Source organism: Streptomyces sp. NPDC005820 (assembly GCF_040630255.1).
Classification (GTDB): domain Bacteria; phylum Actinomycetota; class Actinomycetes; order Streptomycetales; family Streptomycetaceae; genus Streptomyces.
In genome coordinates, this window is sequence record NZ_JBEXXE010000049.1 from 1 (window position 1) to 26,924 (window position 26,924).

Below are 26,924 nucleotides of genomic sequence, written 5' to 3' on the forward strand. Positions count from 1 at the left end.
CTTGCGCAGGTACACCAGAGCGACCAGGGCACGCTGGTGCGGCGGGAGCTTGCAGCGGCGGTCACCCTCGCGGGTGACGATGAGCATGGTGACCCCTTAAGAATGCTGGTGGTCCGGGAGGACTGGGTGTGGCTGATGGTGACCTGCCGTTGATGGCTCGGAGTGAGTGGCCGCCCGGTCCTTCGGGACGCTCCGGCTGCTGATTGAGAACTGCGGTCATCGCTGGTTAAGGGCTTGGCGGCGGAGTGTTCCCGGACCCAGAGAGTGCTGGTGTCTTGGGAACGGAGCGATGATGGTGACGGAACGTCATGAGCAGGTCTGGGTCGGCATCGATGCCGGTAAGGCCCATCACTGGGCGGTCGGAGTCAACGCCCGCGGAGAGAAGGTGTTCTCGAGGAAGGTCGTCAATGGTGAGGACGAGATCCTGGCCCTGATGATGGCGGCGTGCGAGATGGCCGACGAGGTGCGGTGGGCGGTGGACATCTGCGGCCGGGCCTCGACGCTGTTGCTTGCACTGTTGATCGCTCATGGCCAGAGCGTGGTGTATGTGCCGGGACGCACGGTCAACCGCATGTCCGGGGCCTACCGCGGCGAAGGGAAGACCGACGCGAAGGACGCCTTGGTCATCGCCGATACCGCGCGTATGCGCCGGGACTTCACACCCCTGAGCCTCCCGGACGAGACCGTGGCCAATCTCCAGCTGCTCACCGCTCACCGGGCCGACCTGATCGCCGACCGGGTACGGCTGATCAACCGCCTGCGCGATGCCCTCGTTGGCATCTGCCCTGCTCTGGAACGAGCTTTCGACTACTCAGCAGCCAAGGGACCGGTCGTCCTGCTAACCGAGTACCAGACCCCGGCCGCCCTGCGCCAGGCTGGCGTCAAACACCTCGCAGACTGGCTGGCACGACGTTCGGTGCGCAGCGCAGCCGAGGTCGCCGCCCGCGGGATCGAAGCGGCCCAGTCCCAGGTGACGGCTCTGCCAGGCGAAAAGCGCGCCGCCAAACTCGTGTGCGACCTCGCTCATCAGCTCCTCGCTCTCGACGAGTGGATCAAAGACACCGACCGCGAGATCCGCAAGTCCTTCCACCTCGACGAGCGCGCCGAGGTCATCGAGTCCCTGCCGGGTATGGGCCCTATCCTCGGGGCCGAGTTCCTCGCCATCGTCGGAGACCTGTCCAGCTACGCAGACGCCGGCCACCTGGCCGCCCACGCCGGACTGGCTCCGGTCTCGCGCGACTCCGGCCGCCGGACCGGCAACCACCACCGGCCCAAGCGCTACCACCGCCGCCTACGACACGTCCTCTACATGGCCGCTCAGACCGCCATGATGCGCCCCGGCCCCTCCCGGGACTACTACCTCAAGAAACGCGCCGAAGGATTGCTCCACGTCCAGGCCCTGCTCGCCCTTGCCCGCCGCCGAGTCGATGTCTTATGGGCCATGCTCCGCGACAAGAGGCGCTTCACCCCCACCCCACCGGCCCCCCAATCGGCTTGACACCATCATTGAGACTCACTCGACCAGGGCGTGAGGGAGGGCGAGTGCGGCAGGATAGGGAACCAACAGGGCTCCTGCGCCGATGGGTTGAGACTTCGAACACCTCCCTCAACGGCACGGGAGCCTTGTGCGTTGTGGCCACAGCTCCTGTCACCCGATCGGTGGCCACTCTGAAAGACCTCATTGTGTACCAGTATGGATGCCGAACCAACGAGCAGCGTGCTGGGCGACCCTCCCCTGCCTGCGTTTTCGCAGGTCAACGGCGGTTCGGTGGTCCGCCGACGTCCGTGGACGTGTGGCGCTGTCGGGTCGGGTTGCCGTCAGAGACATAGACCTACTGTGACTCACCGTAATCGCGATCATCTCCTTGCCGAGCGGCACCCCAACCGCGATCCGCTACCCCGATCAGGACATCCGAGCTACTGTGGATGTCATGACAACGGCCTACGAGGACGTGCCCTTCAGCGAGCTGCTCCACCACCCCGCTGCCACCGCCCGGCGCCTGGACGCGGTCCGCGCACTGCGCCTGCGCCGACGCGACGCGGGCGACCTCGCGCTCATTCGCGCCGACCAGCTGGAACAGGACTCCACCGTGGTCGACTTCACCGCCCGCCTGCTCGCCGGACTGATCCGCACCGAGAACACCGCCGCCCTGCGCCAGGCCCTGCCTGATGCCCTGCCCTGGTCGGTCTTCCTCCCCGAGGACGACGTCGAAGCGATGCTCGCCGAGCTGGTGGACACCGCCCGCGGAGCTGCTGCGCTGGAGAACTTGGCCCCCATCGCCCTTCTGCTAGCCCAGTGGCGGCACAGCGCCGAGATCTACGCCGACCCAGGCCTGCGCGCCATCCTCACCCGCGAGCCCGACGGCGACCTCGGCCCTGTCCCCGCACCCGAAGGCGAGACCACCGAGTGAGCCCCAAACGCGGTGACCGCGCGGCCCCACCCCCGGTCGGCGACGAGTTCGACCTGCGCTTCGCCAACACCGAGGCGGCCAACGGCTGGGACCACCTCTCCCGCCACGCAGCAGGCAACCTCCGCCGCGCCTTCGACAAGATCCGCTCCGCCCCGCGCGCCACCGATGACCCCGAGCGCCACCACCGTCTCAAGGGCAAGCTCGGCTCCACGGTCTGGAAGGGACAGACACTGGAGCGCTGGCAGTACGAGGTCACCGGCGGCGGCCGCATCTGGTACCTCGTCGACGACACCAACCGCACCGCCTGGATCACCTACGCAGGCACCGGACACCCCAAAGCCACCGACTGATCGCCCTTCGCGTCGCCGTCCACCGGCTTCGGGAGAACACCCACGCCCGCACCCGCTACGCCGCTTGCGTCCGCCTCCACATCACCCCCGGCCTCGGCACCAAGAAGATCGCCCGCCTCACCGCCAAAGAGGTCCGCACCTGCCTCGACCGCCTCCGCACCACCTGCCAGTGGTGCTCTCAGGGACTCGACACCGAACGGAAGCAGTGCTGCGCCATAGGTAAGTGCTTCAAGCAGCAGCTGTCCCCCCGACCGTGACGTACGTGCACTCGGTCCTCAGGCCAGCACTGGAACACGCCGTCCGGGAGGACGAGTTGCCTCGCAACGTCGCCAGGAACGTCAAGAACGCCACGCCCCGGCCCAGGCGCTTCCAGCCGCTCACAGCGGCCGAAGCCCGCCAGTTCCTCAACGCCGGCCAAGGCCGACCGGCTGCACGCGCTATACGAACTCGCCCTGCGCACCGGACTCCGCAAGGGAGAACTCCTCGGCCTCCACTGGAAAGACCTCGACCTCAACAGTGGGACCGCCACCATCCGCCGCTCCCTCCAGCGCACCCGCACCGGCGGCCTCACGCATCTGCCCACCAAGACCCGGGCGTCCGAGCGCCGTATCGCGCTCCCGACCGAATGCCTCTACTCCCTCAAGGAGCACAAGGAACAGCAGGACGAGGAACGCAAGACGGCAGGGCCGGACTGGAAAGACAGCGGCCTCCTGTTCACCACGCCGACGGGCAGACCTCTCGACCCGGCCAACCTCACCCGCCGCTTCAGCAGCTTCCTCAACCGGGCCGGACTCCGACGCATCCGTTTCCACGACCTCCGCCACTCAACCGCGACCCTACTGCTGGAACAAGGCGTTGAACTCATTGTGATCAAGGAACTATTGAGCAACGCCCTCAGCGGCACGGCTGCCACCACCTGACGCTACACCGCCTCCAGAAACGCCGACGGCCCCACGAGCTACCTCGTGGGGCCGTCGGCGTCCGGCTGCGTTGCCGTCAAGAACGGTCGAAGACCGGAATCTCGACCTCTTCAGGATCTACGCAGAGGTCATCTTCTGCCCCTTCAAGAATGAAGCCGAAAAAATATCGGAGAGCCTCATTCCCCAGGTCGGTTGGATGGAACGGAAGTCGATAGCTACTCGCCCGAACCGGGCGCTGACCATTCCAGAAGGGCCGCTCGAATGGGAACTTCTGCCCCACGTCCTCGATCACTCCTGATCCCGGACTCAGGCTCACCGCCCGAAAGGGCCCAGTCGGGGACCAGGCAAGAATCGAAACCCAATCTTCGGAGCTCTCCATGCATACCGCATACGCGCTCCTCTTTCCAGCCAAGCGGGCAGCCTCACTCACGAGGTCGCTCGGGTGATCCCGAGCTATCTTGCGCGAGCAAACAACGTCAAAGCGCGGAAAGCTCGCCACACATGCCGCCCCGTCCTCGGGCCAGACAGCCAGGTCTAGTGGAAGTACGCCCGACTCGCGAGGAGTGCCCCCCAGAAACCTCGCTGCAAGGTCCAGCGACCTGGCCCGATCCCACGCGGCAGCACCGCGGAAGAGACCTTCCGGGCGCTCATCCGTGAGCACCATAATGGCAGCCTTAGATCCCATCGGAACCTCCGCACACATCGCTGTCGGCCTCGAATTTCACGGTCCGCAATCGGGGCAATGCCACAGATCCACCTCCACCTTCATGGTGACATTACTCCCCTTCTTCAGTCCTGGGAGTCTGCTCGTGTTCAGAGTTGCCCCACCGTGACCGAGTTCGGCGTATCCAAGCCTCTGATTGTCAGTCAGAGACGCTCCGCGCCCAGTCTTGACTTCGACCGCCACCCAGTTTCCCGACGGATCTTGGGCAACGAAATCTGCGCGGAAAACATCACCTTGACTATTCTTGAATCGCACCTCTCTGGTGATATTCATGTAGCCCGAGCTCTGAAGCCGGTCCAGTGTGGCACTTTCTCCCATCGCGCCATGGGGGATCCCAGTGATGGGACATTCTCCGGCATTGTGAACCAGAACTGGCGTTGCTCCGGCGAGTACATAGTACGTGTGCAAGTCGTCGACAGTGAGGTTGTACATGTAAGCGGAGCCAGGGCGCTCCGTGACAGCGACGACGCGGACGTGACCGTTGCTTGCTGTGTTGAGCAGGTCGCCAGCGTGAAGGTGGGCCGCCTTGGTCCAGGTGTGGCGGGTGTCGTTCCAGAACGGGTGCGTGGAGGTCGTTTGGATGGTGGGGGTGCGGCCTTCGGCAGTACGGATGGTCACATCGACCAGGTCATCGTCCTGGTGCACAAGCTCTGCGGTGACATTTCGCGAACCTTCGCGCTTGCCGGTTTCTGGATCTGCGGCGGCCACCTCGTCCCCGGTCTGGACCTGGCTGATGGCCTTGGTCTTGCCGTTCTTGAGCAGGACCGGCGTATCGGGCGAGAAGCTGCATGCCCCTTCGAGGAGCTTCGCGACCGCTGATTCCGTCTCTGCCACCGCCGCACGCGAAGCTCCACGCGCCGTGAGCGCCTTGCCGGCGGATCCGAAAGCCAAGGAGGCCACCGTAACGATGTCCGAGACAAGCGCCTCGCCGCAGTCACCGCGTCCGGTCAGGCAGTGGTACGTGGCCTTGACGCCCCATGGGTCATTCGCGCTGCTGTGCGGATCCTTCAGCAGTCCGGCACGGGCAGCTGTGTCACAGAAGGCTTCGACGCCCTGGCGGATGTAGCACTTCTGCTCCGCCCAGCGCGACAGCATTTCCGCGTAGGTCGCCGAGTCGGGATAACCCCCGGCGTACTGGCTGAGCTCCTCCTTGGGCGGGATGATGACTCCGTCGACCACAGGACGGCTTGTGGCCCCTGTGTCGCCGCTCGTCGTATCGCCGTTTCCTCCGCCTCCGCTGTTCTGTTTCGAAGCGGGGTCCTTGGCCGGTGAGTAGGTACCGTAAGTGCCGTTGCTACCCGAGCAGTAGTTGGGGTAGCAGGATTCAAGGCCTGTTGGATCACTTTCCGTGACGGGGTTGTTGTTGGCGTAGCTGTAGCCGTTGAGCGACAGTGGCTGGTCGACGCTGAGCACCGGGTCGACACTGACGAACTGCCCAATGGCGGGGTCGTATTCGCGGGCGCCGATGTGGGTCAGGCCCGTTGTGCTGTCGCGGGTTTTGCCCAGGAAGCCCTTGTCGTCGGGCCAGGGGCCGTAGAGGGGGGTGCCTCGGTCCGCGCCGAAGGGGGTGGTGTAGCGCTTGGTGTAGGTCTGGCCGGCGTCCTGGTTCATGGCCAGGGAGGACGTGTTGTGCGCGTCGCCGGCCAGGTAGCTGAGCTTGTTGGCGCCCGACTGGTTGGTGCGCATCGCGACGGTGACGCCGCCCGCGCTGTAGTAACGCTGCGCCCACGTCGTGCCGTTGGCGCGGAGGTGGAGTTCCGTGGAACCCGCGTACAGGACGCGTTCGCCGTTCTGGGTGTTGCGGATCAGAAGGGTGCCATCGGCGGAGTAGACGTAGTCCGTCGCCGTGCCGTTCTCGGTGAGCTTGCTGAGCTGGCCCTCCGGTGACCAGTCCAGGGTCTGGGCGGCCGTCTTGCCCGGGCGGTGCCAGGAGTTGCCGGACGCGTCGTAGTCGTAGGCGCGCTCCGGGGTGGAGCAGTCGGTCTTGGTCGTCGTGCCGGTCAGGACGTGCTTCTGGGTCGTGCTGGTGTAGCAGTACGTCGTCTTCGTGTTACCGGTGCTCTTGTGTACCGTCTCGCTGGTGCGCTGGCCGGCGTCGTTGTAGCTGTAGCTCGTCCAGTACGGGGCCGGGCCGGACAGGCCTGACGCACTCTGCGCGTCGGCACACTTCTGGGAGGTCGGAGTCCAGGCTTCCAGCAGACGCTGGTGGCCGTCGTACGCGAAGCACTGGATGTCCGCCAGGCTTGTGCCGCCCTGCGTGGTCGGGTCGCTGATCGAGGTGACGTCGCCGGCTTCGTCGTAGCCGTAGTTGAGGTCCTGCAGCATGAAGCCGTGGGTCTCGTCCCTGGCGTAGCTGCGGGTGAGGCGGCCGGTGCCCTCCTCGAAGTCGTTGGCGACGTAGAAGCTCTTGTTGTCGGTGCCGCCCGGGCCCAGCGTCAGTAGCCTGGGCTGAGCGAGTGCCGAGTAGTCGACGTCCAGCAGATAGCCGGTCGCGCCGCCCAGTGAGGTCACGTTACCGACGGCGTCGTACCCGTGGTCGATGGTCTCGTCGGGCAGACCTCCGGCAGCAGGCTCCTTCGTCTGCTTCACCGTGCCGTCGAGGTTGTAGTACGTCTCGAACGACAGCTTGGACACAGCGCCGGTCTTCGCGAACGCGTCGGTCGACGGGAGCAGCAGATCGGTGGCCGTGGCACGCTGCAGGCTGTCGTAGGCGGTGATCGCCTGGGTGTAGGACGTGGTGCCTGTCTTGCCGTCGAGGTAGCGCGTGGAGGAGGTGGGCAGCCCCTTGAGGACGGTGTCGTATACGTAGCCGGTGAGCTGGTTGGCGTCCGTCTTGGCGGTCTTCCAGGTGCCGGTGACGCGGCCCAGCACGTCGTAGTCGGTCAGGACCGAAACGCTTCGGGAGTCCGTGGACTTGACGGGTCGGTCGAGGACGTCGAACTCGGTTGCCGTCGTCCCCTTGTCGGGGTCGGTGGCGTTCGCCTGGCGGCCGAACAGGTCGTAGACGTACGACCAGGCGGCGTTGTCCGGGCCGGTGATCGTCTTCTGCTGGCCGTCCAGTTCGTAGGTGAACTTCGTGGAGGTGTACGAGGCTCCGGTGCCGGCACCGTAGGCGGTGTCGGCAGGGCTCGTGCTCGCGTACTCGCGGGTCTCTGTCGTCCGGCCGCGGACGTCGGTGATGGTGCGCTGGGCCGAGCCGCCCTCGAGGGCTGTCGTGGCGACGGAGTCACCGGTGTAGCTGGTGGTCGTCGTCGACCACTTCTTGGCGCCGTAGACGTACAAGGTCGATGCGGTGGGGCGGCCGGCCCCATCGAAGACCGTCTCGGTCTGGGTGGGCGCCTCGCCGTACTCGGCCCGGGTGTACATGCTGGTGGGTGTGCTGGTGTTGTCGAAGATGTCGGCGTACGTCTCGTACGCGAGGCCCCGGGTGTCGTACCGGGTGTCCGTCAGCAGTCGGCCGCCCTCGGGTGTCGGGGACTGGGACTGGAGAGGACGCAGAAGGGCGTCGTAGATCGTGTAGCTGGTGTTGTAGGTCTCGCCGTCCTTCTTGAGGGTCGAGGACGACACCCAGGATTGTTTGACGTTGTTCAGTTGGTAGGCGAACTTCTGGTTGGGCGACTGGATGGAGCTGTCACGGTTCGGCAGCCACACCTGGGTCATTCGGCCCAGGGCGTCGTAGGACAGCTCCGTCTTCTTGCTGTTGGCGTCGTAGATCCGCAGGGGCTGACCGCGGCGGGGGTCGAGGAAGCTCGTCGTCTTGTACGTCTTGGGGTCGGTGGTGACGGTCCTGGTCAGAGGGCCCGCGTCGACCGGGGTATAGGCGAGGAGCGTGGCCGGGTTCGAGGTCGCGTCGTTCTTGCTCACCGGGCGGCCCAGCGTGTCGTAGGTCGTCGCGGAGATCCGCTGCCAGCCGTTGGGAAGCCGGTCACCATCGGTGTTCGCGGTGGTGGCGTAGCCGGTGGCCCGGCCGGTCCAGGTGGCGAGCCCCTTGGTGGGTGTCTGCGTCGCCGACCAAGCGGTGGCCGCCGTGTTGTCGTAGACGGTGCTGACATCCGCGAGGACGTCGCCCCGGTCGGGCTTGGCCGGGTCCATGGACACGGGCAGGGTGAGCTGGGTGTCGGTGGTCGCACAGGTGCGGGCGACCGTGCGGGTGCGAGAGACGGTGCTGATGATGCCGAGGTCGGTGTTGCGGGCGTACCAGGTGCGCGTGCACGTCTCGTCCTTCGCCGTTCCGACCGCGCCGGCGTCCTCGGCGGTGACAGGCATGCCGTAGCTGTCGAAGGACGTGCTCGTCAGGCGCTCGCGCCAACTCTTGGGCGCGGTCAGGTAGGTGTAGCTGTGCACCTTCTGCGTGCGAACGTAGCGGGCGATGTGGTCACCGGCACCGGGCGGGGTCTGTCGGGCGGTCTCGTGTGACCAGGGGTCGTTCACCGTGGCCGAGATCGCCGTCGAGCCGTCGTAGGTGACCTGCTCCCGCAGTTGCCCCGCGTACTCGTTCTTGTCCGTGATCGACGGCGCTCCGAGAACCGGAGTCGACAGCGGAGCCGCGGAGACGGACTTGGCGGCGCCGTCGCTCTGGCGGTCGCCGTCCATACCCTGGAGATAGAGGGAGACCGTCCGTGAGCGCGTGACGTCCGTCGCTCCGGTCCACGCCGTCACCTGGGCGTAGCCACGCCAATCGGACCAGGTCCGCTCCTCTTCCTTGGTGAACGGATCGTCGCTGTAGTGCCAGGCGGCCCCGCTGTAGGAGTAGGCGTGCTCGACCGTCTCGTTGGCGGCGGTCGGGTCGGAGACGGTGACGGCCAGGACGCGGTATTTGTGGAACCAGTCGATCGAGGCGTTCTCAGCACCGTTGATGTGCCAGAACTGCGGGTAACAGGAGCGGGTGTTGGAGTCCGGTGGCGCGTTGAGGACCTGGCTGCGCACGCACTCCTCACCCGACAGGGTCACCGTGGTGATGGCGCCGGTCTCGGAGGTGACGGTGGAGATGCGTGGCCGGGTCAGCGGCAGGATGTTGTCGGTGGCGTCGACGCGGTTCGGGCGCATCTCGTACGTGAACGAGATCGGGTCCATCGCGATGGTCGACGTACCCGCTTTGGCTGTGCGCTTGATCGACTTCAGAGTCAGCACCTGGTCGGAGCTGTCCCCGATGTCACCGCCGTCGAGGTACTGCTCGGTCAGGTCCCAGGAGTCCACCGGGTCATAGCCGCCGCTGGTGGCGTTGTAGGAGAAGGTGTCGATCCCCGTCAGTCTCTTGCGGGAGAAGAACGCGGGGCCGCTCGCGTCGCACTCGTCGTCGTCCTTGGAGCAGATGGCGTCGTACGGTACGTCAGGCCAGTTGTCGGCGGTGTCCTTGGTCAGGCTGGAGCAGTCGGCGGCGGTGCAGCGCTCCGCGTAGCCGAAGGAGACCTTCGCGTCCGCCTTGTCGGTGAACAGCCCGCCCTTGCGCAGGCCGTACTCGATCCGGTCCAGGTAACCTCCGCGGGTGTAGGCCGCGTCGGCCGTCTCGGACTTGTTCTTCTTGTAGTAGTTCGATTCCTTCGCGTACCAGTAGGTGGCCGCGTTGCCGCGCGTGTCCTCGACATAGTCGAGGTTCCACCGCCAGGCCTGGGTGAGGGCGCGGTCGGCGAAGGCGTCACCGGCGGAGTAGCCGGGCTCGCCCGAGTCGTCGCCGAAGACGGGTACGGTCGCGACGGAGTTGGTGCGCTGGGTGTCCGCGCCGTCGAGCTTGTTGAGGCCGAAAACGTACTTGGTGCCGTCGCCGGTGACGACGGTCCAGTACTCGCCGTTGTCGTCGCCGTTGTCCGCGCCGGTCGAGCGGGTCACCGTGGAGGCGTCGTCGTTCTCCAGCCGCCACTTGCCGCTGTCGCCGTCCTTGACGAGCCTCGACGATTTGCCGTTCAGCACGAGGCGCGCGTTGTCGTACTTCCAGCAGAAGTCGAAGACGTCCTCGTGGCCGTCGTCGTCGCAGGAACCATAGGTGCGTTCGATGGAGGAGTCGGTGAGTGTGAAGCCCTCACCGACCGATGTGCCCTGGTTGTTGGACGTGGCCGTGCGTCCGTCGACGCTTCCCGAGTCGTACGACAACGCCAGCGGAGGCTGCGGGCCCGCTGCGGCCGGAGGCATGGTGAAGTCGTACGACCAGGTGAACGAACCCGAGCTGCCGCCGGCCTCCCAGGACGACGATTCCGACAACGGGGTCGCCGAGTAGTTGCCGGTGCCCTTGGGGGACGATCCCGCCCCTGCCGCGACGGCGGTGACCGCCAGCACGGTGGCGGAGGGAGCATCCGCGAGCTGGGTGGACGGACCGGCTGCAGCCGCCTCGGCCACATGAACCTGCGCCGAGACCGTCTGCCGCTCGAGATCGTTGTCCGATTCGAGGGTGCGTCGCGTACGGCACTCGGCCTTCTCCGGCGTCGTCAGCACACACGCCGGCAGTTGCACGACTCCCAGCCGCTGGGACCAGCCACCGCCCAGTGCGGAGGCGAAGCCGCTGTAGTCGACGCTGACTTCGGCGTCGCCCGGGGTTTCCGCCACGGCGGTCAACAGCACGCCTGTGACACCGGCCGCGCGGGCGGCCTTCTGGTCCAGCACGGTGACGTGGGCCTCGCCGACCGCCGCCTTCTCTCCGCCCCGCGGCTCGAAGGTGACCGGCAGTCCGCTCGGCTCGGCGGCGGCCTTCTTGCCGGCTGTAAAGCCAAGCGTGGCCTCGCCCTTTCCGGGCCAGGTCGCCTTCTGCTGTCTACGCGCCTGGTCGGCCTGAGTCTTGTTGGCCTTCGTGTCGCGGGCTACGCGGTCGCGCGCCTTCTTCGCGCCGGGACCGTCGAACGCTTTGACCTTGCTCACTCTGGACGCGGACACGTCCGGGCGGCCCAGACCACCGGGCCCCACGGCCTGTGCCACCTGCGCCCCGCCCACGGTGACGACGAGCGCCAGAGCCACCGACTGCGCCACCAGCCGACCGGCACCGCCCACAAACCCATTTGAGGTGCCCCTGCCAAAGATCACGTTCCGCCCCCGGTCCCGTAGCGAGAAGTTCAGTGAAGTCAGAGAATCGGACAGCACGGGCCCGGGGCAGCGCGCTCGGCAACCGCCCCAAACCCTTGCCCGTCAGTCGCCCACGGTCTCTTCGACCTGGTCGGAGCCGGCCATCGCACCCGCCCACAGACGGACTTCCGCGACACGCCCCGGCAGGTAGTGCTCCCAGCCACCGTCGCTGACGCCCTTGCCGACCGCGAAGTCGCCCGAGCCGACCTTCGCGGTGAACGCCTTGTCAGCGCCGTTCTGGACGGCTCCCAGGTACAGGCTGATCGTGCCGTCCTGGGCGTTGAAGACACCTGTCATCCTGACCGCTCCGGCCACGTCCGCGGCCTCCTCGGAGGCCACCGCGCTGAACGTGCCGTCCGTGTTGAGCCGGCCGAAGTGCCACAGCCCCACCGGGACCGTCTTCTCCTCCGCCGCGTCCTCGTCCCACACCGTGCTCTTGCCCGTCAGTTCGTACCAGAAGCCCCAGGCCGAGCCGTCCGCCGTCCGCTGTCCGACCACTTGGCCGGTGTAGCCGACGCTCTTGGCCTTGAGGGCGTCGGCGTCCAGGGATGCCAGGGCGGTGACTGTGAACGATCCGGCATCGTCGACTACCGGCCCCGCTGTGGTGGCCGCGCCGTCCACACCGTCCAGCACAATCGATTCGCCCTCCAGTGACGCACCGCCACCAAGGTGCAGCGACCTGCCATAACCCGAAGTGGTGTCCGCGATCGTGGTGCCGGATCCCCGGTCCGCCGACCAGTCGGCGACGAGTTCCACCCCGGCGTACTCCTTCGAGATCATCGTCCGCGCCTCGTCGGCGATCGCTTGCGCCGACAGCGCCCGCTGCCAGACGGCCGGCTCGTCGATGCTGCCCTTGAAATAGTCGGTGAAGGTATCGGCCCAGATCCCACGGCCGATCTGCACCGGACCGGACCCCTTCCATGCCGTAACGGAATCCACCGTGCCCTGAAGTTCTCCGTTGATGTAGAGGCTGACCTTCTTCGCGTCCGCGTCGTAAACCCCCGCAACATGAGTCCACACACCCCGGGGTGTGGCCTGCTGAGCGCCGGCCTTGCGCAGGGATCCGTCAGTACCCATCACGCTCAGGCTCCAGGTGTCGGCCCCGCCGGCCGCGTACGACAGCCCGAAGGGGATGTACTTCTTCGTGAAGGGGCTGGGGCTGTCAGGCGCCTGGCTGAGCGCCGTCAGCGTGCGTGAGGCACCGGGGTCGACACGCACCCAGGCGGAAATCGTGTACGAGGCAGAGGTGTCCAGCACCGTGGCGGCCGTGGCCGCGTAGCCCGAGCTGCCATCGAGGGACAAGCCCCTGTCCGTGACCGGCGTCCCGAGCGCCACACCGCCTGCATCGCGGGTGATCAGCCCGCGTCGCCCTCGGTCGTCCCGAACCGCACCGCCTGCCGGCATCGCATTGTCGGAGCCGTCCCATGTCTCGGAATCCACCGCGGCTCCGTCGGCCTCGGCGAAGTTCCACCGGCCGACCGGCTTCTCACCGTCGGCGACCACGAAGTCGAAGACGGCCTGTGCCCCGTACCGACCCACCGTGTCCTTGGCCCGCACGTAAAGGCGGTACGTGCCTTCTTTCGGAGGCGTGATGCCCGCAGATACCGAGGCGACCTGATCGGGAGACCACGCAGCCGTCGAGGAAAGCCTGTACTGATATGCGACGTTGGTCTTCTCGTCGCCCGCAGCGGGATTGAAGGTGAACATGGCCTTCACTCCAGGACCACCGTGCGCGGTGCAGTCGTTGGTCGTGCACTGCGTGTAGGGGGAGGCCACGGCGATCAGTGGTGCTTTGGGGGCCGTCGGATCGACCTTGAAGTAACAGGGCATGGTGTAGCCCGTGTTCAGCCGGTTCTCGCCGGCTTCGTCATAGGACAGAGTCAGCGCCTTGACCCGGTACAAGACCCCTTCCTGGAGGGTGGCCAAGCTACGGGTCCGCAGGTTCAGGTGTGCGGCATAGCCCGATGTGGGGCTGTCGATGTCAGTGGTCGCGAGCGCCCAGGTTGTCCCGTCGTACTTGTCGACCCTCCAGCGGATACGCAAGTGGGCGTACGCCTCGGCGCCGGACGCGGTGCGCGGCCGTCCCTGCACCTGGGGAGTCGGGTCGGATACCACCGCAGGATCAGTCGAGTTGGGGGAGCACACATAGCCGGTGCCGGTGACCAGACCGACCTCGGTCGGCAACGCGGGCACCGCCACGAACTTCACCTCGAGCGTGGCATCGTTCTTGAAGCGCTTCCAGGCCGAGGGATCGGTCTCGTCGTGCGCCTTGATCTCCAGCGTCAGCCGGGAGAACTTGCCTGCTGCGAAGTTCGACACCGTTGAGGCCAGGTTCTCGTTCGTCTCGGCCGGGTTGTCGTTGAACTCGATGGGCGCGTCCGGCGAGTCCGGGTCACACAACGAGCCGCGTCCGGCGGAGACGTTCTGGTCCCCCATCAGGTCGAGTTCTGTGGGTCGCGAAGCCCAAGTGGTCGCCGAAGAGATGTTGTTCGTACGAACGAGGTCCACCATGCGCGGGTCACACTGAAATGCCCATGGCTCGGTCACCCTGAACGTGGCATCAAGGACCTTCTTGCCCTTCAGGCTCGCCGGGGAGAATTCGAAGTACAGCTTCTGCACGTATCCCGGCCCGCAGTAATAGCCGTTCCAGCTACCGCACTTGCCCGCGCCCTTGCCTTGGTCGTCGTCGCCGTTACCCCAGCCGTACGACTCGTAGCCGTCGCTGCGCAGCAGGGTGCGCTCCGACTCGCCCCAGGACACCTTCGGGTCGATGAAGAGTGGGAAGGCTGACGCCTCCGTCTTGGCGAGCATTGCCGCGTCCGGAACGACGGACAACGAGTCCTCGGTGACGGCGACGTCCATAGTGACGACCTTGTCGCCCTGGCCGGGCTCCAGCCCCGAACCGGACGGCGCCACCTCGGCAGGATCGGATGACTGGGTCGCCTCCCCGGCGAAAGCATGCGTCCGCAGCAACTGCGTCTGCGCCCCGGATTCTCCGGTTGTCGAATTGGGCTCGTCGCCCGCCGAGTCCCACATCCGGGCGGGCGGCGCCTTGAACACCGTCCGGCCGCTACCGTCGACGGCCGCGAGATTGCCGGACGCGCCTTCGCGAAGGTCCAGCCCCCGCGACTTGAGCCCGAACGTGAGCTTCTTCAGGTCGTCATTGGCCGCCGCCTCGGGAGTCTTCACGACGAACACCGGCTGGAAGCTCTCGGGTGTCACTGTCACCCGCAGATCGACACCCGGCAGCACGTCGGAATAGACGGCGCCGGCGCCCTCCAGATGCGGCACCGGAAGCTTGCCCGACCACTCGAGTTCCAGCGCCTTTCCTTGATCCTCGATGCTGGCGAGAGGCGCGTCGCCGCCTCCCCCCGAGAGGCCGATCGACAGGGCGGCCGGCTTCGGCCCCACCGAGCCGTCTGAACGTGTCTCCAGAGTCGCGTCCGGCGCCTGCCACCCACCACTCGGCTTGGCCACCCGCACGGGAACGGCCGATTCCTCGAGTGTGAAGGTGAAGCCGTCAGGGTTGGCGTAGACGGTGGTCCGGTCCGTGCGTTCTCCCGCCACCTCCACCCGCTCGCCGGACTCTTACGCGTCTGCAAGCGCCTGTTGCGCCTCGGTGAGGGAGACGGCACCGGACCCGTCGGGAGCAGCGGCCACTTGTTGGGCGGGGGCCACCAGCGTGACCATCACGGTGGCGAGCACGGCCGTGGCGGCCACCGCCTTCGCCGTCCAGTCATGCCCATGACATAAGTTCCGGACGCGCTGCACCGCCGACACCGATCCCCCGCTTCCAGCCCACAAGATCTTCAAATCTGAACGTATTCAAACCCGCTTCTTACCGTGCGTCAAGAGATCATTACTGGGCGCACTTGAGCTGCCCGTCGATCTCGTCGGCCGTGAGCGGGCCGTCGTGGGTCCAGTACTGGCCCGGCTTCAGTTCTGCCTTCTCGATGGTGCGGACCGTGAAGACGCCGTCGCGGCCGTCGCCCGTCGGGTCCTCGTAGGCCACGCCGATGTGGGGCGGGATGGCGGAAGCCGCCGGGCGGGCTGCGGCGTGGGCGAAACCCTCTCCCGTCCACAGGGTGGCCAGGCCCGCGCGGGCCGAGGGCGTGGTGGGGTCGGTCGCCCACCAGACGATGCGTGGGGTGTCGTGCTCGTCGTCGTCCCAGTCGTAGACCTCGACACGGTGGATCTCGTCCGTGGGGCAGACGGGGAACTTGACGACGATGGTGTCGCCTTCCAGGCGGGCGCCCAGGGACGGAGGGATCGGGTGGGAGGGGAGGAAGTGGGTGCAGCCGGTGGTGGTGACCGCGGCGAGTGCGAGGAGCAAGGGCCATGCGCCGGCGGTGCGTCGCGTCGGTGTCATGTGGCCGTCCCCCTCGGTCGTCCTGCTCCCTCCCCGCAGCATGCCCGTCGGCCCGCTCCGGGGAGCAGGCCGTGAGCCAACGGTTCGGTCTCAGCCGCTCGGGGTCGGCTCCTTCGCCGCTGGGACGGGGTCCGTGCGTTCCGGGAGTTTCGCCGAGCGGGCGCGGGGGCCCATCAGGGCGTAGGAGAGGCCGAAGCCTGCCACGACGACGACCGCGCCGCCCGCCGCGTCCAGGACCCAGTGGTTGCCCGTCGCGACGATCGCGGAGACCGTGAAGAAGGGGTGCAGGAGGCCGAGGGCCTTCATCCACCATCTCGGGGCGACGATCGCGATGACCAGGCCGCACCACAGGGACCAGCCGAAGTGGAGGGACGGCATCGCCGCGTACTGGTTGGTCAGGGCGGTGAGGGTGCCGTAGTCGGGCTTGGAGAAGTCCTGGACGCCGTGGACCGTGTCGATGACGCCGAGGGCCGGCATCAGGCGGGGCGGGGCGAGCGGGTAGAGCCAGAAACCGACCAGGGCGAGGAGGGTCGCGAAGCCGAGGGAGGAGCGGGCCCAGCGGTAGTCGACGGGGCGGCGCCAGTACAGGACGGCGAGGACGGTCAGCGGGACGACGAAGTGGAAGGACTCGTAGTAGAAGTCGAAGAAGTTGCGGAGCCAGTCGACGCCCACGACCCAGTGGTTGATCGTGTGCTCGATGTCGATGTGCAGGAAGCGTTCGAGGTCGAGGATCTCCTGGCCGTGGGCCTCCGCGCGGACCCGGCCGGCCGAGTTCGAGCCGCCGGTCGCCGCCAGCCTGACCTGCTGGTACGCCGCGTAGGTGACGCGGATGAGGAGCAGTTCGAGGAGGAGGTTCGGGCGGGTCAGGACGCGTCGGAGGAACGGCAGCAGGGGGACGTGGCGCAGGCGGGCGGGGACCGGATCCGCGTACTCCGTGGGGATCGGGGCGCGGTAGTAGGGGGAGGTGCGGGGGAGGAACGGGACGACCGTCGCCGCGGCGACGGCCGCCAGCAGGACGGCGTTGTCCCGCAGCAGGTACAGCGCCGGCATGTTCGGCAGCATCATCTTCGCGGGGAGCGTCATGACGAGGAGCACCGCGACCGGCCAGACGTAACGGTCCGAGGCCCGCTTGCCGACCCTGCCCACCACCGCCAGCAGCACCCACAGCAGCTGGTGCTGCCAGGTCGTCGGGGAGACCGCGATCGCCGCGCAGCCGGTGAGGGCCACCGCCAGCAGGAGCTGGCCGTCGCGGGCGTGGCGGACCGCCCGGCGTACGCCGAGGACGGCGACGGCCGCGCCGAGCGCCAGGAACAGGCCGATCTCCAGCGGGCCGGTCAGGCCGAGGCGCAGCAGGGCGCCGTGCAGGGATTGGTTGGCGAGGGCGTCCGCCTTGCCGCCGAGGCCGACGCCCGCCATGTGGTGCACCCAGTAGGTGTACGAGTCGTGCGGCATCGCCGCCCAGGCGAGCGCGGTGACTCCGGCGAACGTCGCACCGGTCGCGGCGGCGGCACGGCGACGGCCGGTGAACCACAGCAGGGCCGCGAAGAGCAGCACCGTGGGCTGCAGGGCGGCCGCCAGGCCGATCAGCGCGCCGCCCGCCTTCTGGCCCCGTACGACGAAGCAGCCGAGCAGCACCAGCAGCACCGGGATGATGCTGGTCTGGCCGAGCCAGAGGGTGTTGCGCACCGGCAGCGACAGCATGAGCAGGCTGATCGCGACGGGGGCGGCGAGCAGGGCCGTCCGTCTGCTGACCGGCTGTGGGAGGGCGCGCGCGACCACCAGGCCGAGGGCGACGACCAGGAGCAGCGTGCCGAACGTCCAGCCCCAGCCGAGGGCCTGTTCCGCCGCCCGGGTGAGGGGCTTGAGGACCAGTCCCCCGAACGGGGTGCCGGTGAAGCGCGTGGAGTCGTAGAGCGAGCCGTTGACGTGCAGGACGCCGTCCGGTCCGACCCAGGTCTCCAGATCCGTCAGCCGGTCCCCGCGCGGGGTGCCGAGGACGACGGCCACCTGGCGTACGGCGAGGACCGCCGCGAGCAGCCAGAGGCCGAGACGGGCCGCACGCAGACGTGCCGCCCTCGTCGTGCCGACCGCCGTCGCCCCGAAGGCCTCCGCCGGTCGCCCGCTGTGCTCCGCATTCGCCACGCCTCGTCGGCCTCCCGCCCCGTTCCTGCCACGTGTCCGTTACGTGGGTGTTCCCTGGACGAACCCTATGCGGCTCGCACCACCCCCGGAGAGAGACGCAGGCCATCCCGGCTTCACCTGACGTCGGCCCTCCTTTTGTCCGGAAGACGATAGTGCGCCGGGGGTGAGGTTGCCTCCGCAGGGCGCGATGTGGGTCACAGCACGGCCGGAACCGGCACTTCGCACGAACGGAAGGCCCGCTTCAGCCGTACCGTCGTACGCCCGTACGACACCGAGGGCAGCGGGACGGCTGCGCGTCGTGAACGGGCAGACGGAAGACGGCATCGGCGGACGACGACGGACGACGGACCCACGACCCACGGAAGGGCTGCGGCACATGGGCGGCTTGGTCGGCACGATCGGTTCACCGAGACGGCGCGCGAGACGGCACGAGGAGCGGCGGAGCGCCCCGGCTCGGGTGGGCGTGCGACGGCACGCGCGGGTCGTGGCCGTCCTCCTGGCGCTGCTGGCGCTCCAGCTCGGGTCGCTCGTCGCGCCGGCGTACGCCTGCGCGTGCGGTGCCCTGGTCCCGGGCGACGGCCGGCAGCTCACCGTCGGCCGCGAGGTGTCCGTCGTGCGCTGGGACGGCGAGCGGGAGCAGATCGTGATGAGCCTGCGGGTCGGCGGCGACGCCGAGCGGGCCGCCTGGATCATGCCGGTCCCGCACCGGGCGACGGTGGAGCTCGGCGACGGGGAGCTGTTCGACCAGCTGGCCGCCGCCACCGCCCCCGTGCAGCGCGGCCGCACCCACTTCTGGCCGCAGGACGGCGACTGGCCGCTGACCATGGGGGTCGGGCGGAAAGGCCCGCCGCCCCCGCCGGACGACGGCGGCAAGGTCGGCGTGGTCGGACGGGAGCGGCTCGGGCCGTTCGACGTGGCCCGGCTGACCGCCACCGATCCCGCCGCCCTGGACGACTGGCTGAGCTCGAACGACTTCGCCCTCCCGCCCCGCCTCGAGACCGCCCTGCGCCCGTACGTCGACCGGCGGTGGGAGTACGTCGCCGTCAAGCTGACCCCCGAGACCGCCGGCGGCGTCCTCGACGGCGAGCTCCAGCCGCTGCGCCTCACCTTCGCCGCCGACGCCCCCGTCTACCCGATGCGGCTGTCCCGGCTCGCGGCCACCCCGCAGTCGCTGGGCCTCTACGTCCTCGCCGCCCACCGCATGGAACCGGCGTCCCGGATCGGCGGCGAGCGGCCCCGCGTCACCTTCGCGGGGCGGGTCGGCGCCTCGGCCGGCGGCCCGCTCGGTGAGCTGGCGCAGGGCACGCCGTTCCTGACGGCCGTCGCCCAGGACTTCCCGCGGCCCTCGACGATCTCCGGGGACCACGAGCTGCGCCGGGCGGCCGCCGACACCACGTTCCGGCAGGTGATCTACGAGGACCGGCTGCTCAGGGTGCTCGGGATACCGGCGTGGCTGCTGACGATCGTCGGCGGCCTCACGCTGACCGCCGCGGCATCCGTCACCCTCGCCCTCCGCACCCGCCGCGCCCACCGAGCGACACAGCCGAGGCCACGCCACGCCTCGGGCCACCGGTTGGTGACACCGGAAGGGGAGGGGGCGGGGGCACCGGCGGGGACGCCGACAGGCGCACCGGCAGGGACGGCCCCGGGCGGTACGCCGGCCGGGGCACCGGGCGGTACACCGGCGGGGGCACCGGCAGGGACGCCGACAGGCGCACCGGCAGGGACGGCCCCGGGCGGTATGCCGACCGGGGCACCGGGCGGTACACCGGCCGGGGCACCGGCGGGGGCACCGGCAGGGACGGCTCCGGGCGGTACACCGGCACGGGAGCCGGGCGGTACACCGACAGAGGCACCGGGCGGCACACCGACAGAGGCTCCGGGCGGTACACCGGCCGGGGCACCGGCGGGGACGCCGAGAGGCGCACCGGCAGGGGCGGCCCCGGGCGGTACACCGGCACGGGAGCCGGGCGGCACACCGACAGAGGCACCGGGCGGCACACCGGCCGGGGCTGCTGGGCGGCCTGCCCCGGCCGTGCCTTCGATGCCGACCGCACGTCCCACCGCGCCCGGTGTCCCTCCGGGCTCAGCAACACGCCGCATGGCGCCCGGTGTCCCCCCGATGCCGACGGCTCGCCCGGCCGGGCCGGCGGTACCTCCGAAACCGGGCGCACACCCCGCCGACAGCGGCTTGCCTCCAAGGCGTCCGCGTCCCGCCGGGGCTGCCGTACCGCCTCAGCCGGCCTCACGTCCCGCCGGGGCGGCCGTACCCCCGCGCCCCACCGCGCGCCCCGCCGCAGACGCCGTACCGCCGATGCCGCCCATGCCACCCATGCCGCCCCCGTCCCCTCGTTCGCAGCAGAGCCAGTCGGCAGCGCGTCACGCGCGGTCCGCGCAACCACCGCAACGAGCCCGTCCGGCCCAACAACAGTCCGAGCAGCAGTCCCAGCAGCCCCAGCAGTCCCAGCAGCCCCAGCACGCCCAACCGGTCTCCCAGGCCCCGCAGACACAGGAAGCCCAGAAGACACCCCCACCCCCACCGCACCCGCCCACCACACCCGCAGACCAGGCCCCCTCGCCCACGCCCCCTTCCGCCCCTCCGCGCCCTTCCCGTGTGCCGTTCGCGCCGCCGCGCGCCCCCGTGTCGCCGAAGCCCTTCACTCTCCCCGTGACCCCTCGGCCGAACGGGTGAATTCGCCGGGCGGGGACCCTCGGAGGGCCCCCGGGCGGGGAACCCGCGCACGGCGGGGTCCGTTGACAGGGGTGGTTAGCCTTTCTAACCAGTCGCAGGCACACGGGAGGCAGAGCGCATGAGCGAGTCGCAGGTCTGGGAGGCCGTCGACGCCTACTTCACCGACCACCTCGCCCCGGACGACGAGGTGACCGCGGCCGCGTTGCGCGACAGCGAGGCCGCCGGGCTCCCCGGGATCAACGTCACGGCGAACCAGGGCAAGCTGCTCCAGCTGCTGGCCGAGATCCAGGGCGCGCGCACGATCCTGGAGATCGGCACGCTCGGCGGCTACAGCACGATCTGGCTGGCCCGCGCGCTCCCCGCCGACGGCCGGCTGATCTCGCTGGAGTACGACCCCCGGCACGCGGAGGTCGCCGTCCGCAACATCGCCCGCGCGGGCCTGGACAAGGTGGTGGAGGTGCGGGTCGGCGCGGCCCTGGAGTCGCTGCCGCGGCTGGCGGACGAGAACCCGCCGCCGTTCGACCTGGTCTTCATCGACGCCGACAAGGGCAACAACCCCCACTACCTGGAGTGGGCGCTCAGACTCACCAGCACGGGCAGCCTGATCGTCGTCGACAACGTCGTACGGAGCGGCCGGGTGGTCGACGCGGGCAGCACGGACGGCGACGTCCGGGGCACCCGCGCCGCGATCGAACTGATCGGCTCCCACCCCCGGCTGAGCGGGACCGCGGTCCAGACGGTGGGGGCCAAGGGCTACGACGGTTTCGCGCTGGCCCGCGTCCTGGCGTAGCCCCTCCGGCGGTCCGGGGACCGCCTACATCTCGTGGTAGAAGCCCACGTTGACGCTGCGCGGCCCGGTGCGGTCGACGACGACGATCTCGCCGGAGCCGCCGCGCGGCAGCGGTACCGTGCCGCCGTACGCGATCTGCTGGGCGTACTCTCCGACGAGCAGCCGCACTTCGGAGGACGGCTCGTCCTGCGAGCCGCGCAGCCAGGAGACCTGCCAGGTGCCCTCGGGACCGCACAGGAACTCCAGGTGCACCCGGGAGACGAACAGCCAGTCCTCGGGCGTCACGAGACGGCACACGGACTTGTCCCGGCCCACCCGCAGCACGGCGCCCGGGTCACTGGGCGCGTCGGCCATGAGCATGCCGGCCGTGGCGCCCTCTTCCGCCCCGGAGACGGTGGCCATGGTGAGTTCGAGCACATGCGCTCCTTCATGAAGCCGTGATGCGACGGCTGGATGACGACTGGAAAAGCCGCTGAACAGTGTTTGCACAGCGGCGGCATGATAAATCGCCCGGGCCGGTCACGTCCGGCACAATGGAGGCATGACCGAGCGAAAGCCACCGGGTGTCCCGTTCAAGTCGTGGGTCGACAAACAGATCCGGGACGCCGAACGGCGTGGGGAGTTCGATCAACTGCCGGGTGCGGGGAAGCCGTTGCCGCCGGGCACCGCCGACTCGTACGACGAACTGTGGTGGATCAAGGGCAAGATGGCCCGTGAGGGGCTCTCGGTCCTGCCTCCGACGCTCGCCCTGCGCAAGGAGGCGGAGGACGCCCTCGCGGCGGCGTACGCGGCGCCCTCGGAGCGCATCGCCCGGAAGATCATCACGGACGTCAACGTCAAGCTCCGGGACATGATGTTCAAGCCGCCGCCCGGCCCCCCGCTGGGCATGAAGCCGTACGACGTGGAAGCGGTCGTACGGGAGTGGCGGGAGCGCCGGGCTGCGGAAGCGACCGCGGAAGCGACCGCGAACGGGATCGCGGACGGGATCGCGGACGGGATCGCGGACGGGATCGCGGACGGGATCGCGGACGACGGGTCACATGTGTAGGAGCCGCTCCGACAGTTCGCGGTAGTCGCGCAGGGCCAGCCGGAGTTGTTCGGTGTCGGGTGCGGTCGCCTCGCGCTCCTGGTCCGTGGGCTGCCAGGAGCCGCGCAGGGTGCGGCGGCGCCGGTCCACGGCGTCGGTGAGGCGTTCGGCGAGTTCCTCGAGCACGTGGTCGGCCTCCGCGACGGCGTCCCGGGGTCCGTCCACGAAGCCGACGACGGCGTGCTGCATCCGCGAGGCGAGCGCGTCGCACTCCTCCGCCGGCAGCAAGGCCTCGGCCCGAGCGGCCCCGGTGGGCGCGGCAGACGTGGCCGGCGTGGCAGCCGTGGCTGGCGCGGTGGTACGGGAGCGCACCGCCGCGCGGGCCTTCTCCAGTGGTGTGAGCGGGCGGCGGCTCTCCGCCTCCTGAGTCGTGTCGGTCATCGCGTGTCACCCTTCCTTCGTCTGGCGCCGGTGCCGGCGGGGCCGGTCCAGCAGGTCGTCGAAGAGGGCGCGGGCCTCGACCATGGCGGCCCGCATGTCCTCGGTCCCGGGCGCCGAACTGTGCCGCGCACCGGCATCACCGTCGAGATCGACATCAGTACCGGCTCCGGCAGGGGCACCGGCCCGTACCCCCGCCGCCCGGTGCACGCGCCGGTAGCCGTGCACATGGTCGGCGTGGTGGACGGTGAGCGCGGCGAGCTGGTCCTCGTACCGGGTGCCGTCCGGGAAGCCGCGGGCGCCCGCCACCTCGGCGAGCAGCCGGTCGGCCTCGGCGACCGCCTCCCCCGGGGAGTCGACGAACCGCTCCTGCGCGGCCGTCCAGCGGGTCTCGAACCGCTCGCGCTCCGCGGCTTCCAGCGGCCGTTCACGCAGCCCGCCGTGCCGCTCCACCAGCCCGCCGAGTTCCCGCTCGGCGGCCTTGACGTCCCCGTCGTGCCGGGCGACGGCCCGGTCGTACTCGGGCCCGAAGCGCTGCTTCAGGCCACGTCCGCCGTGCGCGCCCCGGGCCCGCACGGACACGATCGCCGCCACGGCGACGACGGCCGCCGCGGCCACGATCAGAGCGATGATCACGCCTGTGGACATGGTTGCCTTCCGGTGTGTCGGCCCCACGGGCCGGTTCCCGTCCCGGGTTGCCCGCGTGCCCCCGCCCAAACGAGTTCCGCGCGGGGGCACGCATATCCGGTTGCGCGCCACGCGCACCGTCTCCGCAGAATGAGCGGATGACCTGGACCGTAGCCCCGGAACCCGCCGACTCCGCCGACGCCGCCGCCCTCTGGCGGGAGTACTACACGGAGGTCAGCGACCGCTGGTACCTGCTGCACGAGGGCCACCGCACCGACCCCGGGGAGCTGGAGCGGGAGATCGCCGCCCGGACCTGGGAGGAACTGACCCCGCCCGGCGGCCGGCTGCTGGTGGGGCGGTACGACGGCGCGCCGGGTGGCTGCGCGGGCGTCCTCCTGCTGGACGCGTCGACCGCCGAGCTCAAGCGGGTGTACGTACGGCAGGAGCTGCGCGGCAAGGGCGGCGCGCCGCTGCTGGTGCGGGCCGCCGAGGACGCCGCCCGCGCGCTCGGCGCCACGCGGATGATCCTGGACACCCGCAGCGACCTGGTCGAGGCGCGCGCCCTGTACGCGCGGCTGGGCTACACGGAGACCGAGCCGCACAACGACGACCCGTACGCCGAGCACTGGTTCACCAGGCACCTCACCTGATCGGGCGGCTCACCTGAGCCGGTGGTCCGGCCGCATCCGGGGCTCCGGCCACCCCTCGTGCGGCTGCTCGCGGTCGGAGCCGCACAGCTCGTCGTTGAGTTCCCTGACCAGCTGCACGAGGTCGGTGGGCCGGTCGGGGTCCCACCAGTCGCCGAGCAGCTCCGCCAGCGACTCCTCCCGTACCCGGGCCAGGTCCTCGGCGACCTCCCGGCCCTGCGGGGTGAGCCTCAGGTCGAGGCCCTCGCGTACGGCGAGCCGCCATTCCTCGATCTGCCGTGCGGCCTCGATGACCACTGGGAACGGGACGGTGGTGCGCTCGGCGAGCACGCCCGGCTCGACGCTGCCGTACCGCTTCATCCGCAGCAGCAGCCAGCTCGCCGCCGGGAGGAGATCGTGTCCGGCGCGGGCGGTGATCGTGCGGTAGACCTCGCGGCGGCCCTCGCGGGTGCCGAGCACCGACAGCGCCCGGCACACCTCGTCGTACGAGGACCGTTCGACGGGGTTGCTGGCGAGGGTCTCGGTGACGTCGGGCGCGGTGACCGAGCCGCGCAACGGGTCCTCCCGCAGGAACCAGGCCAGGACGAAGCCGAGGAGGGCGACGGGAGCGGCGTACAGGAAGACGTCGGTGATGGCGGACGCGTACGCGTGCAGGGCCTGCGGCTGGAGGGAGGACGGCAGCCGGGTGATGTCGCGCGGGTCGGACTCCAGGCCCTGCACGGAGAGGCCGGAGGGGAGTTCGGCGCCCCGCAGGGCGTCGGTGAGCTTGTCGCCGAGGCGGCCGGCGAAGACCGTGCCGAAGATCGCGACACCGAAGGAGGCGCCGATCGAGCGGAAGAAGGTGGCGCCGGAGGTGGCGACGCCGAGATCCTCGTAGGCGACGGCGTTCTGCACGATGAGGACGAGGACCTGCATGACGAGGCCCAGGCCCAGACCGAAGACGAAGAAGTAGGTGCTCATCTCGGTCGTCGAGCTGCTCTCGTCGAGCTGGTGCAGCAGGAGCAGGCCGAGGGCGGTGACGCCGGTGCCGGTGACCGGGAAGACCTTCCAGCGGCCGGTGCGGCTGACGATCTGTCCGGAGCCCGTGGACGACAGCAGCATGCCGGCCACCATCGGCAGCATGTGCACCCCGGACATGGTCGGGGAGACGCCCTGCACGACCTGGAGGAAGGTCGGCAGATAGGTCATCGCGCCGAACATCGCGAAGCCGACGATGAAGCTGATGACGGCGGAGAGCGTGAAGGTGCGGATCCGGAACAGCTTGAGCGGGAGGACCGGTTCGGCGGCCCTGCGCTCCACGGCCACGAACGCGACGGCGAGTACGACGCCCACGGCCGCGAGTCCGACGATCTGCGGCGAGCCCCAGTCCCAGGTGGTGCCGCCGAGCGAGGCGACCAGGACCAGGCAGGTGGCCACGGAGGCGATGAGGAGGGTGCCGAGGTAGTCGATGACGCGCCGGGTCCCCTTGCGCGGGATGCGCAGGACGGTCGCGATGACGGCGAGCGCGACGACGCCGACGGGCAGGTTGACGTAGAACACCCAGCGCCAGCTCAGATGCTCGGTGAACAGGCCGCCGAGCAGCGGGCCGAGGACGCTGGTGGTGCCGAACACCGCGCCGAACAGGCCCTGGTAGCGGCCGCGGTCGCGCGGCGGGACGATGTCGCCGACGATCGCCATCGACAGCACCATCAACCCGCCGCCGCCGAGCCCCTGGACCGCCCGGAAGGCGATCAACTGGGGCATGTTTTGCGCCATTCCGCAGAGCGCCGAACCGATCAGGAACAGCACGATCGCGGTCTGGAAGAGTTTCTTGCGGCCGTACTGGTCGCCCAGTTTGCCCCAGAGGGGGGTCGCGGCCGTCGACGCGAGCAGGTACGCGGTGACGACCCAGCTCAGATGCTCCAGACCGCCCAGATCGCTGACGATGGTGGGCAGTGCGGTGGACACGATCGTCTGGTCCAGGGCGGCGAGGAGCATGCCGAGCAGCAGGGCGCCGATGGAGACGAGGACGTTTCCGGACACGTGTTCCTCACGTGGATCCGCGGTCCTGCTGTGCGCGTCCAACGCCATGGATACCTCCTGAGGCTCACGTGCCACTGTCCATCGTGATCGGTGTGACCGGTTATGGCCTCCCGAGTCCTGACGAGCCCTCTGGGGCACCGAGGGAAAACCCCACGGAATACGGCATTCCGGGGCGCGGCGAGTCGGCCGTGTGGAGGATCTGCATAAACTCTGGAGTTCTCATGGGGAGGGACGAACAGGTGAGCGAACGGACGGGGTGGCAGGGGCGACCGGGGCCGCCGCACGGGCACCCGTGCCCGCAGTGCGGGGCCCTGCGCGCACCCGACAACACCCCGTCCTGCACCTGCGCCCAGCGCGCCTCCGACGCCCTCCGCGACACCCGCACGGCGGAGGCGGCCGCCGCGGAGGACTTCGATCCCCTGCGGATACGGCCGTACGTCGAGCTTGGGGGAACGGCCGAGCCGGGCGCCCTGGACGGGGGCTCGGCCGGGAGTTCACGGACGGCAGCCGGGGAACCGGGCCGCGGCGGGGGCTCAGGGACGGCGAGTGGAGAGCTCGGCCGCCAGGACGGCTCGGGGACGGCCGGCGGAAGCCTGGGCCGCGGTGGAGGCTGGGGGACGGCGGACGCAGGCCTGGGCCGCGAGGGCGGCTCGGGGACGGTCAGCGGAAGCCTGGGCCGCGGTGGAGGCTCGGGGACGGCGAGTGGAGAGCTCGGCCG

At 69.5% G+C, this 26,924-nt stretch carries 16 protein-coding genes and 4 pseudogenes; 9 read left to right on the forward strand and 11 right to left on the reverse strand.

Annotated elements, in window-relative coordinates; translation table 11 throughout:
* Positions 1 to 87 (reverse strand): annotated as a pseudogene (locus ABZ464_RS41795) (IS5/IS1182 family transposase); the annotation flags it as partial.
* A 202-nt stretch (positions 88 to 289) separates the two neighbouring features.
* On the opposite strand from ABZ464_RS41795, the gene ABZ464_RS41800 reads away from it, so the two are divergent.
* The 4 genes and pseudogenes from ABZ464_RS41800 to ABZ464_RS41815 form a co-directional block, all read left to right on the forward strand.
* Positions 290 to 1,498, forward strand: coding sequence for an IS110 family transposase (locus ABZ464_RS41800; RefSeq protein ID WP_359287145.1), 1,209 nt, complete (start codon positions 290 to 292; stop codon positions 1,496 to 1,498).
* A gap of 433 nt (positions 1,499 to 1,931) precedes the next feature.
* Positions 1,932 to 2,411: a hypothetical protein gene (locus ABZ464_RS41805; protein ID WP_359287146.1), complete on the forward strand. Its 480-nt coding sequence runs from the start codon at positions 1,932 to 1,934 to the stop codon at positions 2,409 to 2,411.
* Entirely contained in the window at positions 2,408 to 2,761 is a 354-nt protein-coding gene (locus ABZ464_RS41810; protein ID WP_359287147.1) for a hypothetical protein, read from the forward strand. Before ABZ464_RS41805 ends, ABZ464_RS41810 begins: the two co-directional genes overlap by 4 nt.
* A gap of 11 nt (positions 2,762 to 2,772) precedes the next feature.
* Positions 2,773 to 3,654: pseudogene (locus tag ABZ464_RS41815) on the forward strand (site-specific integrase); the annotation flags it as partial.
* A gap of 103 nt (positions 3,655 to 3,757) precedes the next feature.
* Here ABZ464_RS41815 and ABZ464_RS41820 read toward each other — a convergent pair.
* The 6 genes from ABZ464_RS41820 to ABZ464_RS41845 form a co-directional block, all read right to left on the reverse strand.
* Complete coding sequence (locus tag ABZ464_RS41820) at positions 3,758 to 3,973, reverse strand: hypothetical protein (RefSeq protein ID WP_359287148.1); 216 nt, start codon at positions 3,971 to 3,973, stop codon at positions 3,758 to 3,760.
* Between the two features lie 429 nt (positions 3,974 to 4,402).
* Entirely contained in the window at positions 4,403 to 11,380 is a 6,978-nt protein-coding gene (locus ABZ464_RS41825) for a polymorphic toxin-type HINT domain-containing protein (RefSeq protein ID WP_359287149.1), read from the reverse strand.
* 135 nt (positions 11,381 to 11,515) lie between these two features.
* Positions 11,516 to 15,019: a LamG domain-containing protein gene (locus ABZ464_RS41830; RefSeq protein WP_359287150.1), complete on the reverse strand. Its 3,504-nt coding sequence runs from the start codon at positions 15,017 to 15,019 to the stop codon at positions 11,516 to 11,518.
* A gap of 21 nt (positions 15,020 to 15,040) precedes the next feature.
* Entirely contained in the window at positions 15,041 to 15,223 is a 183-nt protein-coding gene (locus ABZ464_RS41835; protein ID WP_359287151.1) for a hypothetical protein, read from the reverse strand.
* An 88-nt stretch (positions 15,224 to 15,311) separates the two neighbouring features.
* Positions 15,312 to 15,821: a hypothetical protein gene (locus tag ABZ464_RS41840; protein WP_359287152.1), complete on the reverse strand. Its 510-nt coding sequence runs from the start codon at positions 15,819 to 15,821 to the stop codon at positions 15,312 to 15,314.
* Between the two features lie 90 nt (positions 15,822 to 15,911).
* Positions 15,912 to 17,963: a bifunctional glycosyltransferase 87/phosphatase PAP2 family protein gene (locus ABZ464_RS41845; RefSeq protein ID WP_359287153.1), complete on the reverse strand. Its 2,052-nt coding sequence runs from the start codon at positions 17,961 to 17,963 to the stop codon at positions 15,912 to 15,914.
* 484 nt (positions 17,964 to 18,447) lie between these two features.
* Between ABZ464_RS41845 and ABZ464_RS41850 the strand changes: the two genes are divergently transcribed.
* Both ABZ464_RS41850 and ABZ464_RS41855 read left to right on the forward strand, forming a co-directional pair.
* Positions 18,448 to 20,655: a DUF2330 domain-containing protein gene (locus ABZ464_RS41850; protein WP_359287154.1), complete on the forward strand. Its 2,208-nt coding sequence runs from the start codon at positions 18,448 to 18,450 to the stop codon at positions 20,653 to 20,655.
* Between the two features lie 118 nt (positions 20,656 to 20,773).
* Positions 20,774 to 21,445, forward strand: a complete 672-nt coding sequence (locus tag ABZ464_RS41855; RefSeq protein ID WP_359287155.1) for an O-methyltransferase — start codon at positions 20,774 to 20,776, stop codon at positions 21,443 to 21,445.
* Between the two features lie 24 nt (positions 21,446 to 21,469).
* Here ABZ464_RS41855 and ABZ464_RS41860 read toward each other — a convergent pair whose 3' ends face one another.
* Positions 21,470 to 21,862, reverse strand: a complete 393-nt coding sequence (locus ABZ464_RS41860) for a hypothetical protein (protein ID WP_055634678.1) — start codon at positions 21,860 to 21,862, stop codon at positions 21,470 to 21,472.
* 124 nt (positions 21,863 to 21,986) lie between these two features.
* Here ABZ464_RS41860 and ABZ464_RS41865 point away from each other — a divergent pair, with 124 nt between their 5' ends.
* Positions 21,987 to 22,493 carry a DUF1992 domain-containing protein gene (locus ABZ464_RS41865; RefSeq protein ID WP_359287156.1) on the forward strand — a complete coding sequence of 169 codons (507 nt, stop codon included), beginning with the start codon at positions 21,987 to 21,989 and terminating at the stop codon, positions 22,491 to 22,493.
* On the opposite strand, the pseudogene ABZ464_RS41870 reads toward ABZ464_RS41865, so the two are convergent.
* Both ABZ464_RS41870 and ABZ464_RS41875 read right to left on the reverse strand, forming a co-directional pair.
* A pseudogene (locus ABZ464_RS41870) lies at positions 22,482 to 22,760 on the reverse strand (hypothetical protein); the annotation flags it as partial. The gene ABZ464_RS41865 and the pseudogene ABZ464_RS41870 overlap by 12 nt on opposite strands.
* A gap of 159 nt (positions 22,761 to 22,919) precedes the next feature.
* Positions 22,920 to 23,558, reverse strand: coding sequence for a hypothetical protein (locus tag ABZ464_RS41875; protein ID WP_359287157.1), 639 nt, complete (start codon positions 23,556 to 23,558; stop codon positions 22,920 to 22,922).
* A 137-nt stretch (positions 23,559 to 23,695) separates the two neighbouring features.
* On the opposite strand from ABZ464_RS41875, the gene ABZ464_RS41880 reads away from it, so the two are divergent.
* Positions 23,696 to 24,187 carry a GNAT family N-acetyltransferase gene (locus ABZ464_RS41880; protein ID WP_359287158.1) on the forward strand — a complete coding sequence of 164 codons (492 nt, stop codon included), beginning with the start codon at positions 23,696 to 23,698 and terminating at the stop codon, positions 24,185 to 24,187.
* 9 nt (positions 24,188 to 24,196) lie between these two features.
* Here the strand turns inward: ABZ464_RS41880 and ABZ464_RS41885 are convergent, their stop codons facing one another.
* Positions 24,197 to 26,254 carry an MDR family MFS transporter gene (locus ABZ464_RS41885; protein WP_359287159.1) on the reverse strand — a complete coding sequence of 686 codons (2,058 nt, stop codon included), beginning with the start codon at positions 26,252 to 26,254 and terminating at the stop codon, positions 24,197 to 24,199.
* Between the two features lie 191 nt (positions 26,255 to 26,445).
* Here ABZ464_RS41885 and ABZ464_RS41890 point away from each other — a divergent pair.
* Positions 26,446 to 26,924, forward strand: a pseudogene (locus ABZ464_RS41890) (peptidoglycan-binding protein); the annotation flags it as partial.

What these genes read in the sequence shown, in the direction of transcription:
- ABZ464_RS41800 (WP_359287145.1), top strand. Translation starts at nt 290, where the DNA reads ATGATGGTGACGGAACGTCATGAGCAGGTCTGGGTCGGCATCGATGCC.
- ABZ464_RS41805 (WP_359287146.1), top strand. Translation starts at nt 1,932, where the DNA reads ATGACAACGGCCTACGAGGACGTGCCCTTCAGCGAGCTGCTCCACCAC.
- ABZ464_RS41840 (WP_359287152.1), bottom strand. Translation starts at nt 15,821, where the DNA reads ATGACACCGACGCGACGCACCGCCGGCGCATGGCCCTTGCTCCTCGCA.
- ABZ464_RS41855 (WP_359287155.1), top strand. Translation starts at nt 20,774, where the DNA reads ATGAGCGAGTCGCAGGTCTGGGAGGCCGTCGACGCCTACTTCACCGAC.
- ABZ464_RS41865 (WP_359287156.1), top strand. Translation starts at nt 21,987, where the DNA reads ATGACCGAGCGAAAGCCACCGGGTGTCCCGTTCAAGTCGTGGGTCGAC.
- ABZ464_RS41875 (WP_359287157.1), bottom strand. Translation starts at nt 23,558, where the DNA reads ATGTCCACAGGCGTGATCATCGCTCTGATCGTGGCCGCGGCGGCCGTC.
- ABZ464_RS41880 (WP_359287158.1), top strand. Translation starts at nt 23,696, where the DNA reads ATGACCTGGACCGTAGCCCCGGAACCCGCCGACTCCGCCGACGCCGCC.
- ABZ464_RS41885 (WP_359287159.1), bottom strand. Translation starts at nt 26,254, where the DNA reads ATGGCGTTGGACGCGCACAGCAGGACCGCGGATCCACGTGAGGAACAC.